This window comes from Nonomuraea sp. NPDC003707, assembly GCF_053587055.1.
This window is the reverse complement of the sequence record NZ_JBSFNK010000043.1, coordinates 73,803-90,852: the sequence shown is the minus strand read 5'-3', so window position 1 is coordinate 90,852 and position 17,050 is coordinate 73,803. Positions and strand designations below refer to the sequence as shown.

The window sequence follows — 17,050 nt, the reverse complement described above, 5'->3', positions numbered from 1 at the left end:
GTGGGCGGCCGCTCACCCTGGCTACGAACGACGCGGCCCGGATACGACACCTCCGGTCGATAATTCCCGGCCGATTCCGCCGGGCAGCGTCGGGGGGCGAACTCATCGGGAAGGCACGCACGAGGGGCTGGCCGCCCTGCCGTCGAACAGCCGACGGCGCGGGCCGAACTGGAAGCAGGAAGCTGATTCCGCAGCTCAGGCCCTATTTGGCGGCCTGTGTCACGTTGGTTAACGGCACCCCTAGGCGGCGCAGGCGTCCGCCGGTTATTCACCTGTGCGCCCCGGCGGTCGGGTGACATCCTTGCGCCCATGGACACAGACCCGGCGGCTTTGAACCCGTACCCGCGTCAGCCCCGCATCGACGACGCCTTCGGCCGCATTCTGGCCCGCTGCTGGGACGCCGGCGCCGCGCCGTGGTCGGCGGTGGAGGTGATCGAGCGCGACGACGGCTTGATCGCCGCCAACGACGCGTCGCGGTACTTCGCCGAGCCTGAGCATTGGTCGGACCTGGAGCGCTGGGGCTGGGAGCAGGCCGCTGGCCGGATCTTGGACGTGGGGTGCGGTGGCGGGCGGCACGCCGTCCCGTGGTTGGCCCTCGGCCAGGAGGTGGTGGGGTTGGAGCCGTCGCCCGAGGCGGTGCGCGTCTCGCGCGAGCGGGGGGTTGAGGCGGTCATCGGCTTGGTGCCGTCTCTGCCCGAGGGGCTCGGAGAGTTCGACACTATCGCCCTCTTTGGCAACAACCTTGGCCTGCTGGGCGGCCCGGCGCAGGCGCTCGAGGTCCTGGCGGCGCTTGCCGCGGTGGCCCGCCCTGGCGCACAGCTGATCGGGTCGGGCATGGACCCCGGCGACGGCGGCGCCGGCCATGCCGACTATCACGCCTGGAACCTCCGCCGCGGACGGGCCCGCGGGCAGTTGCGTGTCCGGGTGCGGGACGGCGCGACGACGACGCCGTGGTTCGATTACTGGCTCGCGACGCCGAACGAACTCGCGGCCGCCGTCGCCGAGTCGGCGTGGATTTTGGAGGCCCTGGAGCGCGACCCTGCAGGCCCCGGCTACATCGCCCGCCTACGCTGCTGAATGCTCCCGCAGACGGCGGATGCCCCCGCCCGTCAGCGTGCCTGCTGGCGTGCGGTCAGGCCTACTTGCCTGACGTGCCTTGACGACCTTCAAGCGACTGACCAGCTAGTTCGCTTGACGACCCCAGATAACGACCGCGCCCGCGTCCTGCTCGACAAATACGCCGGCCTCGATCTGCACCAATTGCGCCACTCCGCCGCCACCCACCTCGGCGAAGCCGAAGTCCCGCTGCAGCTCATCATGGGCAAGACCCGCCACAAGAACCCCCGCACCGCCATGCGCTACGTCAAACCCGGCGCCGAAGCCATCAGCCAAGGTCACCGAAGTCCTGGCACCCCGCCGCCGTACCCACTGATCAGCGACTTTTCCCAGATGGGGCGGGACACTGCCCCCTTTCGGCTGTACTTGGTCTGGCCCCCAGGATGTGGTCGGTGAACTGTGCTGCGCGATCATGAGCGCCATGTGCGGAACGTCAGATCCAAGAGTCGCCGGGCTGAGCGGATGAGCAGGTCACGCTGACGAGACGTTCCTCATCAATGCTTCACCGTGCTCGTGTTCGGGGTTCCTTGGCCTGCCTTCTGTCGTTCGCGGTATGCGCGCATGGTCACCTGGCTGCTGCAGCTGGGGCTGCAGTACAGGCCTGAGGAGTTGCGCGTCTTGTCGAAGAAGCCGACGTGGCAGGGGAGGTTGCGGCACATCTTCATGCGTGACCACATGTTCCGCTGGGCGATGTCAGCGATCGCAGCGAAGATCGTCCCGAACATCCCTGGTACGCCCTGCTGTGCGGAGATGAACTCGCACCCATCAGCGGTGATCACCGGCTGGAGAGGGTGTAGTGCCGCCGCCTGGCGAAGGCGCTGTTCCGCCTCGGGCAGCGCCCCCCCGGGTTCCTGCACGTCGACATGGGCGAGCAGGATGGTGACGAGCGCCTGTCGAAGGTCGCGTGCGGATGCCGCGTCTGCGTCGGAGAGCACCCAGTCGCCCAGGTCGATGACGGCCTCTTCGGCCCAGGCTCGCAGGGCGTGGGCGTCGCCCAGCCGCTCGGGATCCCCATTGCCTGTCGCGCGTGTGTTGACGAACCCCAGCACCAAGCCGGCGGCGTTTGGCGCAGTCAAAGGGCCGCGGGTTGCCGTTGTCTCCTGCACTGCCCATACACCTCCTGCTGCCGTAGAGCTTACTTCAGCTCTGATCTGCCTGCGATGAGTGAACAGAGATCACATATAACGAATTCCCCCAGTCTCGGGAAATCGTTAGCAGCTAAGCACTAACCCCATGGGCATGACATGCCACGGGCGCCCGGGAGGGCCCGCGGCTGGCCAGCGGGAAGAGGCCGGCACGGGCCTCGCGCTGCTGCTGTCGGCGGCTGTCGAGTGGTGCCCGAAGTGGTTGCTGAGGTGGTGCCCGAAGTGGTTGCTGAGGTGGTGCCCAAGGTTGTTGCTTTAGACAACTACCAGTCGGTCGCCACGCAGGTGGTTTCCAGGTAGGCGTCGGACGGCGTCCTCGTCGTCCGTGACGGGGATGATCGGTGCGACGGGGCCGAAGATCTCCTCGGTTGCCACGGCGGAGTCCCGGGGGACGTCGGTGAGGACCGTCGCCGGGTAGAAGAAGCCGCTGCGGTCGAGGCGTGCTGCACCGATGACGGCTCGGGCGCCCACGGCCACGGACCGGTCGACCTTGTCCGCGATCCCGTCCACGGCTCGCGCGTTGATCATCGGACCGAGTTCGGTGGCCGGGTCGGTGCCGGGCCCGATCCGCAGGGCGCCCATGCGCGCGGCGAGTCGTCGGGCGAACTCGTCGGCCACGCTCTGGTGTACGAGGAAGCGGTTCGCCGCAGTGCAGGCCTGGCCTCCGTTGCGGGTCTTGGCGAGCATCGCGCCCTCCACGGCGGCATCCAGGTCCGCGTCCTCCAGGACGATGAAGGGCCCGTTGCCGCCGAGTTCCATGGAGGAGTTCAGGACATGGTCGGCGGCCTGCTTGAGCAGGGTCCGGCCGACCCCGGTGGAGCCCGTGAACGACAGTTTGCGCACGCGGGTGTCGCTCAGGGCTGTGGTGACGAATTCGCCGGCCTTGTCCGTCGTCAGGACGTTCACCACGCCGGGCGGGGCCCCGGCGTCCTGCAGCAGCTTGGCGATCAGCAGCGCCGTCAGCGGGGTGTCGGAGGCCGGCTTGAGTACCACCGAGCACCCGGCGGCGAGAGCCGGGGCGATCTTGCGGGTGGCCATGGCGGCGGGGAAGTTCCACGGCGTGAGGAGGAGGGCGACGCCGATCGGCTTGCGGAAGGTCAGGATGCGATTGGTGCCGGACGGGGTCCGGCGCAGTTCGCCGCCGATGCGGACGGCTTCCTCGGAGAACCAGCGGAAGAACTCGGCGGGGCGATGTCATCGGTGGAGGCGCGCGGCACGTGGGTGATCGGTTCGCCGGTTGAGGGGTTGAGGACGGGGAAGGTGCCGGCGCCGCCGGTCCACTGTCCGTCCAGCAGCATCCGGGTCGGTGCGGCTTCGGGCAGGTTCATCGTTGGCTCCCAGGTGATGGTGGGGCTGGCGTCCGCCGCCGCGGCGCCGGACGCCCGTGCAAGTCACGTTGCTCTGGGTGGCGACGCGGCGGGTGCGCCGCGGGCGGCCGCGCGGGGCGGCGTTGGGCGGTGTGGGCCTCTGTGTGGTCGTCCGGCCGTCAGGCTCGGTTACAGGCCGGTGGTGAGGACCATCCGGAAGCGGGCGTCTCCGGCCAGCATCTTGCTGAAGGCCTGCGGGGCGTCATCCAGCGGTGCGAGTTCGACCATCGCGCGGACGCCGGACTGCGCGGCGAAGCGCAAGGTCTCCTCGACCTCCCGGGAGGTGCCCGATGCGTGGCCCCGGAGCGTCTTTTGGCCTGAGATGAGCTGGTACGGGCTGACTTCGAGCTTCTCCGGAGACGCGCCAACGACGACGAACTCGCCGCGTGCCCGCAGTCCGTCGATGGCAGGGCTCATGGCCGAGGGCTCGGTGATGGTGGCCAGCACGACCTTCGCGCCGCCGAGGGCCTGCAGGGCCTCCGCGACGTTCTGCGTGGTGCTGTCGACGTAGTGGTCTGCGCCGAGTTCCTTGGCCAGGGACTCCTTGCCGGGGCCGCGGGCGATCACGGCGGTGTTGAAGCCCATCTTGTGGGCGAACTGCACGGCCAGGTGCCCGAGGCCGCCAAGGCCGAGGATGGCGACCAGGTCCCCGGGCCGGGCGGAGGTACGGCGCAAAGCGTTGAAGACCGTCACGCCCGCGCAGCCCATCGGCGCGGCGTCGACGGCGGACAGCCCGTCGGGGATGCGCGCCAGAGCGCTGACCGGGACGACCAGGGCTTCGGCGTAGCCGCCCTGGTAGGAGACACCCGGGACCTGCCCGTTGACGCAGTTGATCTGGTCCCCCTCCCGGCAGGCGAGGCAGTGACCGCAGTTGCCGCCGAACCAACCCACGGCGACGCGGTCGCCGCGGTCCCAGCCGTCAACGCCCGCGCCGACGGCGTCGATGCGGCCCGCGATCTCGTGGCCGGGAGTCAGCGGGAACGGCCCGTCGCCGAAGTCACCGCGGGCGATGTTGTGGTCGGTGTGGCAGATCCCGCAGGCCTCCACGGTGATTCGCACCTGACCAGCCCCAGGTTCGGGTCTGGTCAGGTCAGTGAGGCCGAGTGGGCCGTTGATCTCGGGAATCCGTACCGCGCGGATGGTGCTGGACATGGCTCTCCTCATGACGGACAGGCGCCGACGGCGCCGCGCTGCACGGAAGCACTGCAGCGATCTCGTTATGACAGTATCAGGTTAGCAACTAACATCCATGAGTGTGCGTGGGGCACACGATGGAGTTTTGACTGCATAGAAGCCACGTGTTGCGGGTGCGCTTGCCGATTGGCGTTATCTGTGTCTACGGTTAGAACATAACGCCGGGCTTTCGGATCTCAAGAAAGAGGATCACCATGACATCAGTCCTGCTGGTCGTGTCGGCCGCATCCAAGTGGACCCTCCAGGACGGCAGCGCCCACCCCACCGGGTTCTGGGCCAGCGAGTTCATCCACCCGCACCAGGTGTTCACCCAGGCCGGCTACGACATCACCATCGCGACGCCCGGGGGCGCGGCCCCCACGGTTGACGAGGCCAGCTTGTCGCTGCCGATGAACAACAACGACGAGTCCGCGATCCAGAACCAGCGCGACTACCTCGCCGGCCTCGCCGACACTCTCGTCTCCCCCGCCCGGCTGGAGGACGTGGGCCCCGACGGCTTCGACGCGGTCTACGTCTCCGGCGGCCACGGCCCCATGGAGGACCTCGCCGACAACCCCACCATCGGCGCGATATACGCTGCGCTGACCCCGAACCCGCACAAGGTCGTCGCTGCCGTCTGCCACGGCGTCGGCGCGCTCTTGCCGGCCAAGAAGGTCGACGGCAGCTGGATCTTCGCCGGCCGTAGGCTCACCGGCTTCACCGACGAGGAGGAGACGGCCCTCGGCTTCGGCGACAAGGCGCCCTGGCTGCTGGAGAGCCGGCTGCGCGAGGCCGGCGCGCTCTTCGACGGCGGACCTGCCTTCGCCCCCCGGGTCGTCGTCGACGGCAACCTCGTCACCGGCCAGAACCCGGCCTCGGCCCAGCCCTCGGCCGAAGCTGTCGTCCAGTTGCTGACGGCCCGGACGGCCTGACCACCCCTGACCGGCCGGGTATGCGCCCACCCCCCGAGCGCGTACTCGGCGCCCCCGCCTGGCAAACACCTGCGGAGAGTCCGCGGGCTGTGGCGCGAGGATGGGAGTGGAGCCTGCAGGCACTGCATGACGGTGTCGCCTTGTTCACCCGGTGCATGAGTCCAAAGCGGATCGGCGCCATCGTCTACGACGGCGCCGATCCCGCCGATGACCCGCGCTGGCACACACCCAGGCCGAGTACCCGGTACTGCTGCGGCATTGCCTGCCTGCAAATGGTCCTCGATCACCGCGACGGACACGCCTCGCCGCTCCTGGAGCCCCTGCGCGGCTGCCGCGCCCACGGCGGCTACGTCGAATCGGTACGTACTGTCACGGCTTAGTGCCAATACTCGCGAGTAGAGTCCCGGTCCCCCGTACAGGAACCGGCCGGAGTCGTCCCGGGTGATCGCCTGGCTGGTCACCGCCTCGAACCGCCCCGAGGAGGACGGGCCGCGGTAGGCGTGCACCCACCCTCGCCGCCGTGCTTGTTCGCTCAGGCGGCGACGTACCGGTCGCTCGCCTGCCCGTGGAGATGTCCGGGTGGCAGCTTGCGGCCGTATGCGACCAGGAGGAGGTCCTGCGCGGCGCCGGTCAGCGGGTGACGGAATCCCAGCGACATATGTGCGGCGACCTCGCGCACGCGCCATCCGGCGCACAAAGTCGGCTCGTCCCACCTGGCGGGCGGCAGGTCCTGCAGCAGCTGCGCCAGTTCCCGGCGTTCGGAGGAGATCGCGGTCTTGATATCCATGGTGGTGCTCTTCCTCAACGGTTCGGTGCCGTGTGCGCGGCGGCGGTCAGGAGGGCGCCCAGCTGGACGGCGACCAGTTTGCGCAGCTCGATCGGCGGGCCGGGAGGGTCGGCCTCGGCCTGGCCGTACCACGTCTCGAAGCGCTCGCCGAGCAGGCGGCGCTGCTCGCGGATGGCCGGCGTCAGGTTGCCCGCGGCGATCTCCGCGTCGAGCGCGCGCAGGAATGTCCCGAGCAGGCGCAGCCGCATCAGGTGCAGCGCCTGGCGGTTGCCGAACTCCTCGGCGACCGTGGCCGTGCGGTCCTGATCGGGCACGGTCTCTTCGAGTTCGCCGAGTTTGCGGAAGGTCGCCAGCGTGCTCTCGGTCGAGCGGCGGAACGGCGAGCGCACGATCAGGTCGCCGGCGACGGCCCGCATGCCCGCCCGCATCGTGTCGATCACCTCGCGCCGGGCCACCGCTCCCCCGGCCAGGATCTCCCGGTACGGGCGGCCGCTGGGGCTCTGGTCGGCCACGCGTTCGTCGGCCCAGGTCGGCACCTCCGTGACCAGGTGGAGTGCGCCGAAAGCGGCCGCGTAGTCGGCGCTGCTGCCGCCCGCGCCGAAAGCCTGGCCCGCCTGCGAGCCGGGCGGGGTCAGGTAGACGGCGGGAACGATCGGTTCGGCGCCGGGCAGCTCCGGCTCTCCGTGGTGCAGTCCGATGCCTTCCAGGCCGGGCAGGGCGGCCAGCCGTTCGGCCAGCGTCGCATCGCGGCGGTTGAGGTAGAAGAACGCGCCCTGGTACTCGCCGTTGTGCAGCGAGCAGACCAGCGACGGGCGTACCTCGTCCATGAGGCGCATCAGCGCGGCCGTCTCCGGCAGCGGACGGTCGAAGGAGTAGTCCGCACCGGCCAGCGGGAAGGTCCACTCGACCTGGTCGGCCAGACCGGGACGGTAGAAGTGCTCCGCGTAGGCGCGGCGGTCGCCGGGCCTGCCGTACCAGCCCTCGTTCAGCCTGGCTCCGTCCGGATCCGCGCACGCGACGACGTGCCAGCGAAAGCCCAGCTCCGTCCGCAGCCGCTGGTCACGGCAGAGCAGCTCGACCAGCGTGAGGGCGGTCAGGGCGCCGACCGGCTCGTTGGGATGCGGTCCGGCGATGACCACCGCGTCCGCCGGGCCGTCGCCGACCGTCACGGTGTGCAGCGGGTCGCCCAGCCGCGAGGCGCCGATGCGGCGCGACCGTATCTGGTCGGGGTGGGCGGCGGTCAGCTTGTCCAGCTCGGTCTGGAGCGCGTCGACGGTCGGGTACGCGGCGCAGCCGGGGACGTGTCTCATGTACTCAGCAACATTCATAACGAGATTACGGTAATAATAGGATTATGAGAATGACAAGGGCCGAGGCCAAGGAGCACAACCGGCGGGCCCTGCTGGAGGCCGCGCGGCTGGTCGTCGCCCGCGACGGCCACCGGGCCAAGCTGGAGGAGATCGCCGAGCAGGCGGGGCTGACCACCGGCGCCGTCTACTCGTTGTTCGGCAGCAAGAACGGACTGCTCGTCGCCCTGGTCACCGACTGCCTCGCGCCGCACTACGACGGCATCGAGCAGGCCGTCCCCGCCGGCATGGGCCTCATCGAGGCGGTGGAGGTCTTCGCCCGTCACTACCGGAGCCTGTGCGACGACCCCGACGCGCTGCGCCAGCTGTCGTTCGAGATCAGCCTGCAGGACCTGGCCCTGCGCGACCCCGAGCTCCAGCCCAGGCTCGCCGCCTCCGTACGGGCGCACGAGGAGCGACTGACGGCGCTGCTGTCCGGAAGGATCCACGACGGGAACGCGCTGACGCCGCGGCAGGCGCAACGCCTGGCCACGGCGCTGCGCGCCCTCATGGTCGGCCTCAGCCAGGGCGTCATCCTGGGCCTGACGCACGCGGCACCCGAGCAGTACTTCGCCGCCGCCGCTCACGCCCTGGTCGCGCCTGACGTGCTCGGACCGGCCTGACCTGCCCACAAGCACACGCAGCGGTCGGCCTGCTATACGTGCCCGGCCAGGCCCTCGGACAGCAACGTGAAGGCGTGCTCGGCGTCGGCGACCGCCTGCGGATAGCGCTCGTCGGCGGACTGGCCGCCGGCCAGCGCCCCGGAGTTGTCCATCGACAACAGCCAGTGCACACCCACCACCTGGGTGGCCGCCACGCGCGCGGTCAGGGCGGGAACGGCGTCAACGTCCTGAAGCGCCTCCGCGAGCGCCCGTTCCGAACCCTCCTGAAAGCGGGTCGCCCTCGCCCGTAGCGCCGGAGTATCCGAGATCATGCGGATGAGCGCGAGGATCTCCGGGACGTCGTTGAGGCCGGTGATCGGGTCGCGGTCGCGCAGACCGTCCAGGAAATGGTCGCGGAGGGCGACCAGCGGCCCGACCCCCGGCGGGCGGGCGCGCACCACGCGGGCCGCCTCGGTCTCGTGGTCGGCGAAGCGGTGGACGACGAGCTCCTCCTTGGCGGGGAAGTAGGCGAACAGGGTCCGCTTCGACACTTCGGCGGCCTCCGCCACCTCCGCCACCGACACCTGGTCGAACCCGCGCTCAAGGAAGAGCGAGATGGCGGCTTCCGAGATGGCGGCATGGGTCCGTGCCCGTTTGCGTTCGCGCAGCCCTGTCATGTCTCCACGGTATCAAAATCTGCACTCGTACGTTTATCGCGTCGGGTATATATTTGCACCCGGTCGAGATATCGGGAGGAACGATGACCGAAGTGATCGTGGCGGGCGCCGGACCCACCGGGCTGGCCCTGGCCTGCGAGCTGGCTCTGGCCGGCGTGGACGTCCTGGTGGTGGAGCGCCTGCCGTACCGGATCGAGCAGACCAAGGGCGGCGCGATCCAGCCGCGCACACAGGAGCTGCTCGAGCTGCGCGGCCTGCTGGAGCCGATGCAGGCCAGGGCGCTTTCACGCGAGCCGGGGGGCGGGCACTTCGCGATGCTGCCCGTGCCGCTCGACTGCACGGCGTGGGGCACCGCGCACCCGTACCCGCTCTCGATCCCGCAGGGGGAGATCGAGGCGGTGCTGGAGGAGCGCGCCACGACGCTGGGGGTCAAGGTGCTGCGCGAGAGCGCGGTGACGGCGGTGGAGCAGCCGGACGACGGCGTGGTCGTGACGGCCGGTGACCGGCGGCTCGAGGCCCGCTACCTGGTGGCCTGCGACGGCGGGCACAGTACGGTCAGGAAGCTGCTCGGCGTGCCGTTCCCCGGCAGGCCGGGAACGTACACGGCGGTGCTGGCCGACGTGCGGCTGTCGTCGGTGTCCGACCTCGTGCCGAAGACGATCGGGCACATCAGCACGCTCACGCGCGAGGTCGACGACCACTGGGTGATGCTGGTGCCGCTGGGCGGCGGCCGCTACCGGTTCACCGGCGGGGCGGCGGGCGAGGAGGAGCCGGCCAAGGACAAGCCGGTCACGTTCGAGGAGATCGCCGAACTGCTGCGCGTCGTGTACGGCGAGCAGACCGTGCTGGCCGCCGTGGACAACGCCTCACGGTTCAGCGACGCCACCCGGCAGATCGACAGTTACCGGGTGGGCAACGTGTTCTTCGCCGGCGACGCCGCGCACATCCACCCGCCCTTCGGCGGGCAGGGCCTGAACCTGGGCGTTCAGGACGCCTTCAACCTGGGCTGGAAGCTGGCCGCCGTACTGCGGGGCCGGGCCTCGACGGACCTCTTGGACAGCTACCACGCCGAGCGGCACCCGGCCGGGGCCTGGGTCCTGCACATCACCCAGGCGCAGCGAGTCTTCGCCACTCCCCGGCCCGGCGCGGACGTCATCGAGCTGCGCAAGGTCTTCACCGACCTGATGCGCCTGCCCGAGGCCAACAGACACCTGGCGGGCCTGATGTCGGGGCTGTCGCACTCCTACGACCTGCCCGGCGACCACCCGCTGGTCGGTCACCGGGTCGCCGGCCTGGATCCGTCGCTGTTCCTGGCCGGTCGGCCCGTCCTGCTCGACCTGGCCGGCATCCTCCCGCCCGACCTCGGTGCCACGCGCGGCCGGCCGGTGGACGGCCTGCCCGCCGCGATTCTGGTCCGCCCCGACGGCTACGCGGCCTGGGCGGCGGACACGGACCCCGACCTGGACGCCCTCGTCGGGAACCCGTGCTGGTCCCTCCTAACGTAGGGCCGCATGGGTCTCACTCCCCAGGCGGCTCAGCGCCTGCATGGCCTCGCGTTCTACGCGGGAAAGATCGCTCAGGACGGTGCCCGCCTGGACGAGGTACTGCGCCTCGCCTGATTCGCCGGCCTTGGTGATCAGCGCCGCGGCTTCCGTCCACAGGGTGGCTGCCTCGGCGTACAGCTCGTGGCCGGTACGCAGGTGGCTGCTGTCGAGCAGGTGGACGCATTCGGCGAGGAAGTCGCGGTAGAGATTGCGGAACAGGGCGCCGCCGGTGCCGGCCTTCTCCATCAGGAGGGCGGCCTGCGGCAGGTCCCGACGCGGGTCGTCGGCCCGCTGGAGCCAGGTGCGTACCAGCTTGCCGGCCTTGTCGATGCCGCGGTGCCCCACGTTGGCGATGGGCGGGTTGAGGAAGGCGTCGGCGCAGGCCGTGATGGCGGGAATGATCTGGGCTTGCGGGGAAGGCAGGTTCCTCGGGGCGGTGAGGGTGAAGGACCGGTGCTTGGCGGTCATCGGGCCGCGCGCGGCCCTGGCCTGGGCGAGTGTGCTCAGGCTGGTGGATACCGCTCCGCCTTGCTGGTCGGTGTCCACCAAGTAGGCGTCGTGGTCGTCGTAGCCGTACATCGCGACGACATGACCGCCGAAGTGCACCTTCGACCCGAAGTACTCCAGGTGGTAGCTGTCGAGCTGCAGTCCGACGGGGCGGCCGGCGTCGATGGGCGCCGCCACGTTCTCCCATCCCTTACGGGGGGAGCTGGTCTCCTGGACCACGAGCTCCAGTCCGAGCCTGGCGGCCAGGTTCCTGGTGAGGTCGAAAGGCTTGACCCGGCCCCCGAGGAAGGGGAAGCCCATGTTCTTGCTGTCCCAGTAGATGAAGGACAGGCCGGAGCCGAGACCGAAGAGCATGGGCTCGGACAGATCGAGTCCCTGGTGCCGCAGCAGCACCCCCAGGGCCGTCGTCTCGCAGTGCTGTGAACCGCGGGTGTCGACGTTTTTCACCTTCGTCATGCCTTGCTCTCCTGGATGGGGATGATCAGCCGGGTCATCAGTTCTTCTTGGGGCGCCTCTGCCGGCCCGACGAGATAGGCCTCACGTACGGGCGCCTTCGGACGCAGCCCGCGCTCGTGGATGGCGGCGAAGAGCGCGTTGTAGGCCAAGGGCAGCTGGGTGTAGGGCCCGATGTGCACGGTCTCGGCCACGGGTCCGCCGGGCAGCACCACGAACTCCAGGCCGGGCGCCTCTTCCCCCTGCGGCGTCTGCGCTCCGACGGCGATCTCCATCCGTTCTTCCAGATCCAGCGGGTACAGCGCCCACAGCGGCGGCTCCCACGCGATCCCCGCCTTGCCGAGCACGGGCAGCAGCCGGCTCACGCACTCCTCGAACGTCTCCCCGATCTCGGCAGGCGCGCAGACCGCGCACGCCACCGCCAGCCGTCGCTCCGGCTCCCTGCCCATCGTCACCTCATAGCCGGGCAGGCCACCCTCCGCCAGCCGCTCCAGCATCTTCAGCCGCGCCTGGTCCCTGCTGATCCGTTCGGCCAGCCGGTCCCGCTCAGCGCGCAGGATCTGCGCCCTGGACTCGGGCTCGGCGGCCAGGGCCTGGGCGATCACGGCCAGGGGAAGATCCATTTCGCGCAGCAGGGCGATGGTCAGGGCATCGCGTGCCTGCTCAGGCGCGTAATAGCGGTAGCCGGAGCCGGCGTCCACGTGGACCGGGGCCAACAGCCCCGTCTCGTCGTAGTGCCGTAGCTGCTTGACGCTGAGCCGGCAGAGGCGGGCGAAGCGCCCGATGGTGAGAAGTTCGCCTTGCACGTCACCATGGTGGACTCTCCCACGGTGGGAGAGTCCACCGCCGTACCCGTTGGACCCGCGACGGCGGCCGCACGGCGGGTAGACGGCTGGCCGATGCCGCGGTATTCCTCGACCGGGATGGGCTGGAGGCCGTCGCGCATCCGGCTGGTGTGGAGGCGGCCGTCCAGGTGGTCGAGTTCGTGGGCGACCAGCCGGGCCAGACGAGCTTGCCCTCCTTGGCCGCCATCGCGAGCGCGGCCCGGAGCCGACAGGCTCGGTCAGCCGATCGGCGGTGCGAGGTATTCCAGCGCATAACCGTCGCCGGAGGGGGTTACGCGGGCAATGCCGGGTGAGTCGAGGTGGGCGCCGGCTACGAAGTGGTGTGGTTGGGTCAGTTGTTCGAGGAGGGCCGCTCGCGCGGCGCGGGCCTGGGACTGGTTTCCGTCGAGCTCCCAGGACACGTTCGGCTGATCGAATTGGAGCGTGGGAACGTGAACGGTGTCGCCCCAGGCGAGAAGGTGGCCGGTGCCGCTCCTGACGTCGTAGACGGTGTGACCGGGTGTGTGGCCCGGTGTCGGGATCGCGGTGATCCAGTCGTTGATCGCGACCTTCTCCGACACGGGTACGACCCGGTCGCGGATCGGCTCGAGCCGCCCCGTGAACACCGAGGTGTCGCCCGCACCGATCCACACGCGCTCGAGTTTGGTGAACGCCTCTGAACCGTCCGGCGCGATCAGGCCGCTCACGTGGTCTTCGTGCTTGTGGGTGATGGCCACATCGGTGATCTGCGCGCGGTCGATTCCCGCTTCGTCGAGCGCGTCGTAGATCAATCCCATGGTGGGGTCGTGCCAGGCGTTGGACGCGCCGGTGTCGATGAGAACCGACCGCGTGCCGTCGGTGACGAAGAAGGCGTTGACCGACAGCCGCAAGTTGTCGCCGGCCAGCGGGACGGCGGCTGGCAGCTCATCGAGCGTGCGCCCCTCCTCGTCGCGGAGCCGTGTCGGCGGCATGTCGATGTACCCGTCTCGCAACGAGATCACCTGCAGATCGCCGAATTCGAACGTGGCGTGGTGCCGGCCACTCGAGATCAAACGCATGGAACCTCCGTCGTGTTGGGCGCACATCGCTTGTCTCCGATAGAAGAACAAATCTTCTTTAGGAGATTACCCTACACTGTGGGCAGCGAAGTACCCATCGATCGAGGAGCACGGTGGTCGAGCAAGACGGAAACGCGGCCGAACCGCAGCACGGTGACGACCTGGCCGGCGCGTTCGGCGGTAACGTGCGGCGACGCCGTGAGGAGGCGGGCCTGACGCTGGAGCAGCTGTCCACACAGTCGTCGGTCAGCCGGGCGATGCTGTCCAAGGTCGAACGCGGTGAGAAGAGCCCGACGATCGGCGTCGCGTCCAGGATCGCCCACGCGCTCGACGCGTCGCTCTCGGAGCTGATCGGTGCGCCGGCTGCTGCCGCGTCTGGTGTGGCCATTGTCATGCGCAAGAACGATCGCCCCGTTTTCCGTGACCCGGAAACCGGCTTCGAGCGGCACATGGTGTCAGCGGCCCCGGGCGCGGGAGGGGCCGAGATGGTCGTCCACTACCTCCCCGCGCAGGTCTCTACCGGGCTGCTGCCCGCGTATCCGCCGGGTACGGAGAAACAACTCGTGGTGCTCGAAGGCACCCTCACCGTCGCGATCGGCGGGATCAGCGAGACCCTGAACACAGGCGACTCCCTGTTCTTCCAGGCCGACGCGGACCACGGCTTCGCCAACCGAACGAACGCTCCCTGCGAGTACATCATGGTCATCTCGCGCAGAACCTGATCGGCCGCAGCTTGCGAGCCTGGACAAAGCCGGCTAGGCATCGCCAACCTCACGGCAAGAGCACGGCGGCGAGCAGTTCGACTGTGAGCTCGCTCCCGTCGTCCAGAAGCGTGCGGCGATGAGGAGAAGAGCGAATCTCCCTAGGATCGGCTCTCCTGGCGTGCGCGGCAGAAGCAGTGGGCCGAGGCACCGAGGATGGATGGCATGAAGATGGACCGGGCCAAGCTGGCGGACTTCCTTCGTCGTTCCCGCGAGCGGCTCCAGCCGCAGGAGGTCGGCCTGGCCGCCGGACCGCGGCGCCGCACGTCCGGCCTGCGCCGCGAAGAGGTGGCCCAGCTGGCCGGGGTGTCGGCCGACTACGTGATGCGGCTCGAGCAGGCACGCAGCTCCCAGCCGTCGGCCCAGCTACTGAGCGCGCTCGCCCGGGCATTGCGGTTGACCGAGGACGAAAGAGATCACCTTTACCTGCTGGCGGGCCACCGGCCGCCCGAAGGGGCGCGCGCCGGAAATCACGTCCGTCCCGGCCTGCTCTACCTGCTCGACCGGCTGGGCGACACGCCCGCCCAGCTCCTCACTGACCTCGGCGATCTGCTCGCGCAGAACCCCCTGGCCGAGGCCCTGTTCGGGTGCGTGTGCACGATCGAAGAACCGGACCGGAACATCGTGTGGCGCTGGTTCACCGACCCGTTCGTGCGCGAGCCGTACCCCACCGAGGAACACGACCGCCTGAGCCGCCTGCACGTCGCGGACCTGCGTGCCGCCGCGACGCGCCGCGGTTACGATCACTCCTCCAGTTCCCTGATCGCCCGGCTCGAGGCGGCGAGCGAGGAGTTCGCCGCCCTCTGGCAGCGGCACGAGGTCGCCGTGCGCCGCGAAAGCCGGCTGCGCGTCATGCATCCGTCCATCGGGCCCGTCGAATTCGACTACGAGATGCTGCAGACGCAGGCCGCGGACCAGCGCCTGCGCCTCTTCACGCCGCCGCCCGGATCCAAGAGCATCGAGGCTCTCGAGCTCCTCCGTGTCGTCGGCCCGGAGACCGCCCACCGCAGTCATCGATGAGGGCCGCCGTTTCATCCTGACGGGACGACTGGGTCGAGTCGGGCGTTCACGCGCCGGCGAGCAGGTCGGTGGAGACCTGCCAGAGGCGTGCGGCCTGGTCGGGGTCTTGTGCGTAGGCGGCGACGCCTCCGTGGAGGTTGTCCGGGCCCAGTGGCTCGGCCTCGTTGCAGTCTTCGAAGTAGCGGCCGCCGACTCCCGCGAGCAGCGGAGAGGTTGCGAGGAGAACTGAGGTTGCGGCTCCTTGTTCCGTTGTCTTCCACGGCAGTGCGGGGGCGCCGCTCGCCTCGAACTGCGCCAGCAGGTCACGGTCGACGTGGCGCATCAGGTTGGTGCGGACCACGCCGGGCATGACGGCGTTGACGGCGATGCCGTCGCCGGCCCACCGCTGGGCGGTCTCGACCGCGAACAGCGCGTTGGCCGTTTTCGACTGCCCGTAGGCGGCGTGCGCATCGTACGGTCGCCGCTGGAAGTGGAGGTCGTCGAAGACGACCGGGGAGAGCCGGTGCTGTGAGGAGCTGACCGAGACGACCCGGGCGTCCCCGGCCGCGGCGAGCGCCGGGTGCAGGGCGGTGGTCAGCGCGAAGTGACCCAGGTGGTTGGTGGCGAAGTGCAGCTCCCAGCCGTCCGGGGTGTGGGTCAGCGGGACCCCCATGATCCCGGCGTTGTTGACCAGGATGTGCAGCGGGCCCTGCCAGGCGGCGGCGAACGTCGCCACCGAGGTCTGGTCGGCGAGGTCCAGCACGGCGATGTGAATCTGCTTGTTGCCGGTGCCGGCGATGATGTCCTGCGCTACGTGCTCGCCAGCGGCAGGGTTGCGGACTGCCAGGGTCACCTCGGCGCCGGCGTCGGCCAGCGTGCGGGCGGTCTCGGCGCCGATGCCGGACGATGCGCCGGTGACGATGGCCCGACGGCCGGACAGGTCGATGCCGGCGGCCACTTCGGCGGCGGTGGAGGTGGCGGTGAATGGTGTGGTGATGCGGGTGGTCACTGTCGTGGTCCCTTCGGTGGCCGTCAGGCGGTGACGAGGTGTTCGGGCCGGTCGCGGCGGGTGTGGAGGTCCCAGTAGATCTGGGCGATGTCGTCCGGGTCGGCGTGCGGGACGCCTTCGGGGGCGGCGACACTGGGCAGGAGGTTGATGGCCACGGTCGCGGCGTGGATGCCCTGGTCGGCGAGGGTGTTGTGCAGGTTGAGGACCCAGTTGCGCAGGGCGGCCTGCGCCGTGTTCATGGTGGCGAGCATCGGGTACGGGTTGATGGCGCCGCCGCCGGTGGTGTATAGGAGGGTGCCGGCGCCGGCGGCCAGCATGGCGGGCAGCACCGCCTGGGTGGCGGTGACCGCGCCGTAGAGAAGGTGCTGGATCGCGGGCTGGAGGTTGTCCACGGTCACCTCCGGCGGGTTGACCATGGTCAGGCCGCCGTGCGGGGAGTACTCCAGGACGTCGATGCCGCCGAAGTGGTCGGTGGCCTGGGCCAGCGCGGTGGTCAGCACCGGCAGGTCGGAGACGTCGGCGGGGAAGCCGGCTGCGGTGATGCCGTCCGCGGCCAGCTGCGCCACGAGGGCGTCGAGGTTGTCCTTGCCGCGGGCGATCAGGGCGACCTGGAACCCGTGACGGCCGAAGACCTTGGCGATCGACAGGCCCATGCCGGGTCCGGCTCCGACGATGGCGATGGTGGGCATGCGTCTACTCCTTGTTGTGCGTACGAAAACGCCGCGTGCGGGCACGGCGAACTACGCCTTG

The 17,050-nt window shown here is 69.8% G+C and carries 20 protein-coding genes; 8 read left to right on the top strand and 12 right to left on the bottom strand.

Annotated features, from left to right (window positions below; all coding sequences use genetic code 11):
• The first annotated feature begins 309 nt into the window (after positions 1 to 309).
• Both ACWDRB_RS57655 and ACWDRB_RS57650 read left to right on the top strand, forming a co-directional pair.
• On the top strand, positions 310 to 1,077 hold the full coding sequence (locus ACWDRB_RS57655) for a class I SAM-dependent methyltransferase (RefSeq protein ID WP_449909830.1): 768 nt from the start codon (positions 310 to 312) through the stop codon (positions 1,075 to 1,077).
• On the top strand, positions 1,078 to 1,512 hold the full coding sequence (locus ACWDRB_RS57650; protein WP_449909827.1) for a tyrosine-type recombinase/integrase: 435 nt from the start codon (positions 1,078 to 1,080) through the stop codon (positions 1,510 to 1,512).
• Between the two features lie 98 nt (positions 1,513 to 1,610).
• Here the strand turns inward: ACWDRB_RS57650 and ACWDRB_RS57645 are convergent, their stop codons facing one another.
• The 4 genes from ACWDRB_RS57645 to ACWDRB_RS57630 all read right to left on the bottom strand — a co-directional run bounded on the left by ACWDRB_RS57645 (position 1,611) and on the right by ACWDRB_RS57630 (position 4,780).
• Positions 1,611 to 2,222 (bottom strand): CGNR zinc finger domain-containing protein, encoded by a 612-nt coding sequence (locus ACWDRB_RS57645; RefSeq protein ID WP_449909824.1) that lies wholly within the window; start codon positions 2,220 to 2,222, stop codon positions 1,611 to 1,613.
• Positions 2,223 to 2,516: 294 nt separating this feature from the next.
• Positions 2,517 to 3,395 carry an aldehyde dehydrogenase family protein gene (locus ACWDRB_RS57640; protein ID WP_449909835.1) on the bottom strand — a complete coding sequence of 293 codons (879 nt, stop codon included), beginning with the start codon at positions 3,393 to 3,395 and terminating at the stop codon, positions 2,517 to 2,519.
• The gene (locus ACWDRB_RS57635; RefSeq protein ID WP_449909821.1) at positions 3,359 to 3,589 is read right to left on the bottom strand and encodes a hypothetical protein; all 231 of its coding nucleotides are present in this window, start codon (positions 3,587 to 3,589) and stop codon (positions 3,359 to 3,361) included. The genes ACWDRB_RS57640 and ACWDRB_RS57635 overlap by 37 nt, the downstream gene beginning before the upstream one ends.
• 168 nt (positions 3,590 to 3,757) lie before the next feature.
• Positions 3,758 to 4,780, bottom strand: coding sequence for an alcohol dehydrogenase catalytic domain-containing protein (locus tag ACWDRB_RS57630; protein WP_449909818.1), 1,023 nt, complete (start codon positions 4,778 to 4,780; stop codon positions 3,758 to 3,760).
• A 236-nt stretch (positions 4,781 to 5,016) separates the two neighbouring features.
• Between ACWDRB_RS57630 and ACWDRB_RS57625 the strand changes: the two genes are divergently transcribed.
• Together ACWDRB_RS57625 and ACWDRB_RS57620 are read left to right on the top strand one after the other, a co-directional pair.
• Entirely contained in the window at positions 5,017 to 5,733 is a 717-nt protein-coding gene (locus ACWDRB_RS57625; protein ID WP_449909815.1) for a type 1 glutamine amidotransferase domain-containing protein, read from the top strand.
• Positions 5,734 to 5,888: 155 nt separating this feature from the next.
• Positions 5,889 to 6,113: a hypothetical protein gene (locus tag ACWDRB_RS57620; RefSeq protein ID WP_449909812.1), complete on the top strand. Its 225-nt coding sequence runs from the start codon at positions 5,889 to 5,891 to the stop codon at positions 6,111 to 6,113.
• A gap of 152 nt (positions 6,114 to 6,265) precedes the next feature.
• Here ACWDRB_RS57620 and ACWDRB_RS57615 read toward each other — a convergent pair whose 3' ends face one another.
• Together ACWDRB_RS57615 and ACWDRB_RS57610 are read right to left on the bottom strand one after the other, a co-directional pair.
• Positions 6,266 to 6,520, bottom strand: coding sequence for a maleylpyruvate isomerase N-terminal domain-containing protein (locus tag ACWDRB_RS57615; protein ID WP_449909809.1), 255 nt, complete (start codon positions 6,518 to 6,520; stop codon positions 6,266 to 6,268).
• Positions 6,521 to 6,534: 14 nt separating this feature from the next.
• The gene (locus ACWDRB_RS57610) at positions 6,535 to 7,830 is read right to left on the bottom strand and encodes a M14 family zinc carboxypeptidase (protein ID WP_449909806.1); all 1,296 of its coding nucleotides are present in this window, start codon (positions 7,828 to 7,830) and stop codon (positions 6,535 to 6,537) included.
• 50 nt (positions 7,831 to 7,880) lie between these two features.
• Here ACWDRB_RS57610 and ACWDRB_RS57605 point away from each other — a divergent pair, with 50 nt between their 5' ends.
• Positions 7,881 to 8,489: a TetR/AcrR family transcriptional regulator gene (locus ACWDRB_RS57605; RefSeq protein ID WP_449909803.1), complete on the top strand. Its 609-nt coding sequence runs from the start codon at positions 7,881 to 7,883 to the stop codon at positions 8,487 to 8,489.
• Between the two features lie 32 nt (positions 8,490 to 8,521).
• On the opposite strand, the gene ACWDRB_RS57600 is transcribed toward ACWDRB_RS57605, so the two are convergent.
• Positions 8,522 to 9,145, bottom strand: a complete 624-nt coding sequence (locus tag ACWDRB_RS57600) for a TetR family transcriptional regulator (RefSeq protein WP_449909800.1) — start codon at positions 9,143 to 9,145, stop codon at positions 8,522 to 8,524.
• Between the two features lie 83 nt (positions 9,146 to 9,228).
• Here ACWDRB_RS57600 and ACWDRB_RS57595 point away from each other — a divergent pair, with 83 nt between their 5' ends.
• A complete protein-coding gene (locus tag ACWDRB_RS57595) occupies positions 9,229 to 10,650 on the top strand; it encodes an FAD-dependent oxidoreductase (RefSeq protein ID WP_449909797.1) in 1,422 nt (473 codons plus the stop codon).
• Here ACWDRB_RS57595 and ACWDRB_RS57590 read toward each other — a convergent pair.
• The 3 genes from ACWDRB_RS57590 to ACWDRB_RS57580 form a co-directional block, all read right to left on the bottom strand.
• Positions 10,642 to 11,652: a BtrH N-terminal domain-containing protein gene (locus ACWDRB_RS57590; RefSeq protein WP_449909794.1), complete on the bottom strand. Its 1,011-nt coding sequence runs from the start codon at positions 11,650 to 11,652 to the stop codon at positions 10,642 to 10,644. The two genes, ACWDRB_RS57595 and ACWDRB_RS57590, sit on opposite strands and share 9 nt — an antisense overlap.
• The gene (locus tag ACWDRB_RS57585) at positions 11,649 to 12,455 is read right to left on the bottom strand and encodes a MerR family transcriptional regulator (RefSeq protein ID WP_449909792.1); all 807 of its coding nucleotides are present in this window, start codon (positions 12,453 to 12,455) and stop codon (positions 11,649 to 11,651) included. Before ACWDRB_RS57585 ends, ACWDRB_RS57590 begins: the two co-directional genes overlap by 4 nt.
• 257 nt (positions 12,456 to 12,712) lie before the next feature.
• Positions 12,713 to 13,531 carry an MBL fold metallo-hydrolase gene (locus ACWDRB_RS57580; RefSeq protein WP_449909789.1) on the bottom strand — a complete coding sequence of 273 codons (819 nt, stop codon included), beginning with the start codon at positions 13,529 to 13,531 and terminating at the stop codon, positions 12,713 to 12,715.
• Positions 13,532 to 13,644: 113 nt separating this feature from the next.
• Here ACWDRB_RS57580 and ACWDRB_RS57575 point away from each other — a divergent pair, with 113 nt between their 5' ends.
• Both ACWDRB_RS57575 and ACWDRB_RS57570 read left to right on the top strand, forming a co-directional pair.
• On the top strand, positions 13,645 to 14,253 hold the full coding sequence (locus ACWDRB_RS57575; RefSeq protein ID WP_363973617.1) for a helix-turn-helix domain-containing protein: 609 nt from the start codon (positions 13,645 to 13,647) through the stop codon (positions 14,251 to 14,253).
• Positions 14,254 to 14,457: 204 nt separating this feature from the next.
• Positions 14,458 to 15,312 carry a helix-turn-helix transcriptional regulator gene (locus tag ACWDRB_RS57570; protein WP_449909786.1) on the top strand — a complete coding sequence of 285 codons (855 nt, stop codon included), beginning with the start codon at positions 14,458 to 14,460 and terminating at the stop codon, positions 15,310 to 15,312.
• Positions 15,313 to 15,358: 46 nt separating this feature from the next.
• On the opposite strand, the gene ACWDRB_RS57565 is transcribed toward ACWDRB_RS57570, so the two are convergent.
• Positions 15,359 to 16,300 (bottom strand): SDR family NAD(P)-dependent oxidoreductase, encoded by a 942-nt coding sequence (locus tag ACWDRB_RS57565; protein ID WP_449909783.1) that lies wholly within the window; start codon positions 16,298 to 16,300, stop codon positions 15,359 to 15,361.
• 23 nt (positions 16,301 to 16,323) lie between these two features.
• The gene (locus ACWDRB_RS57560; protein WP_449909780.1) at positions 16,324 to 16,989 is read right to left on the bottom strand and encodes an SDR family NAD(P)-dependent oxidoreductase; all 666 of its coding nucleotides are present in this window, start codon (positions 16,987 to 16,989) and stop codon (positions 16,324 to 16,326) included.
• Positions 16,990 to 17,050 lie beyond the last annotated feature (61 nt).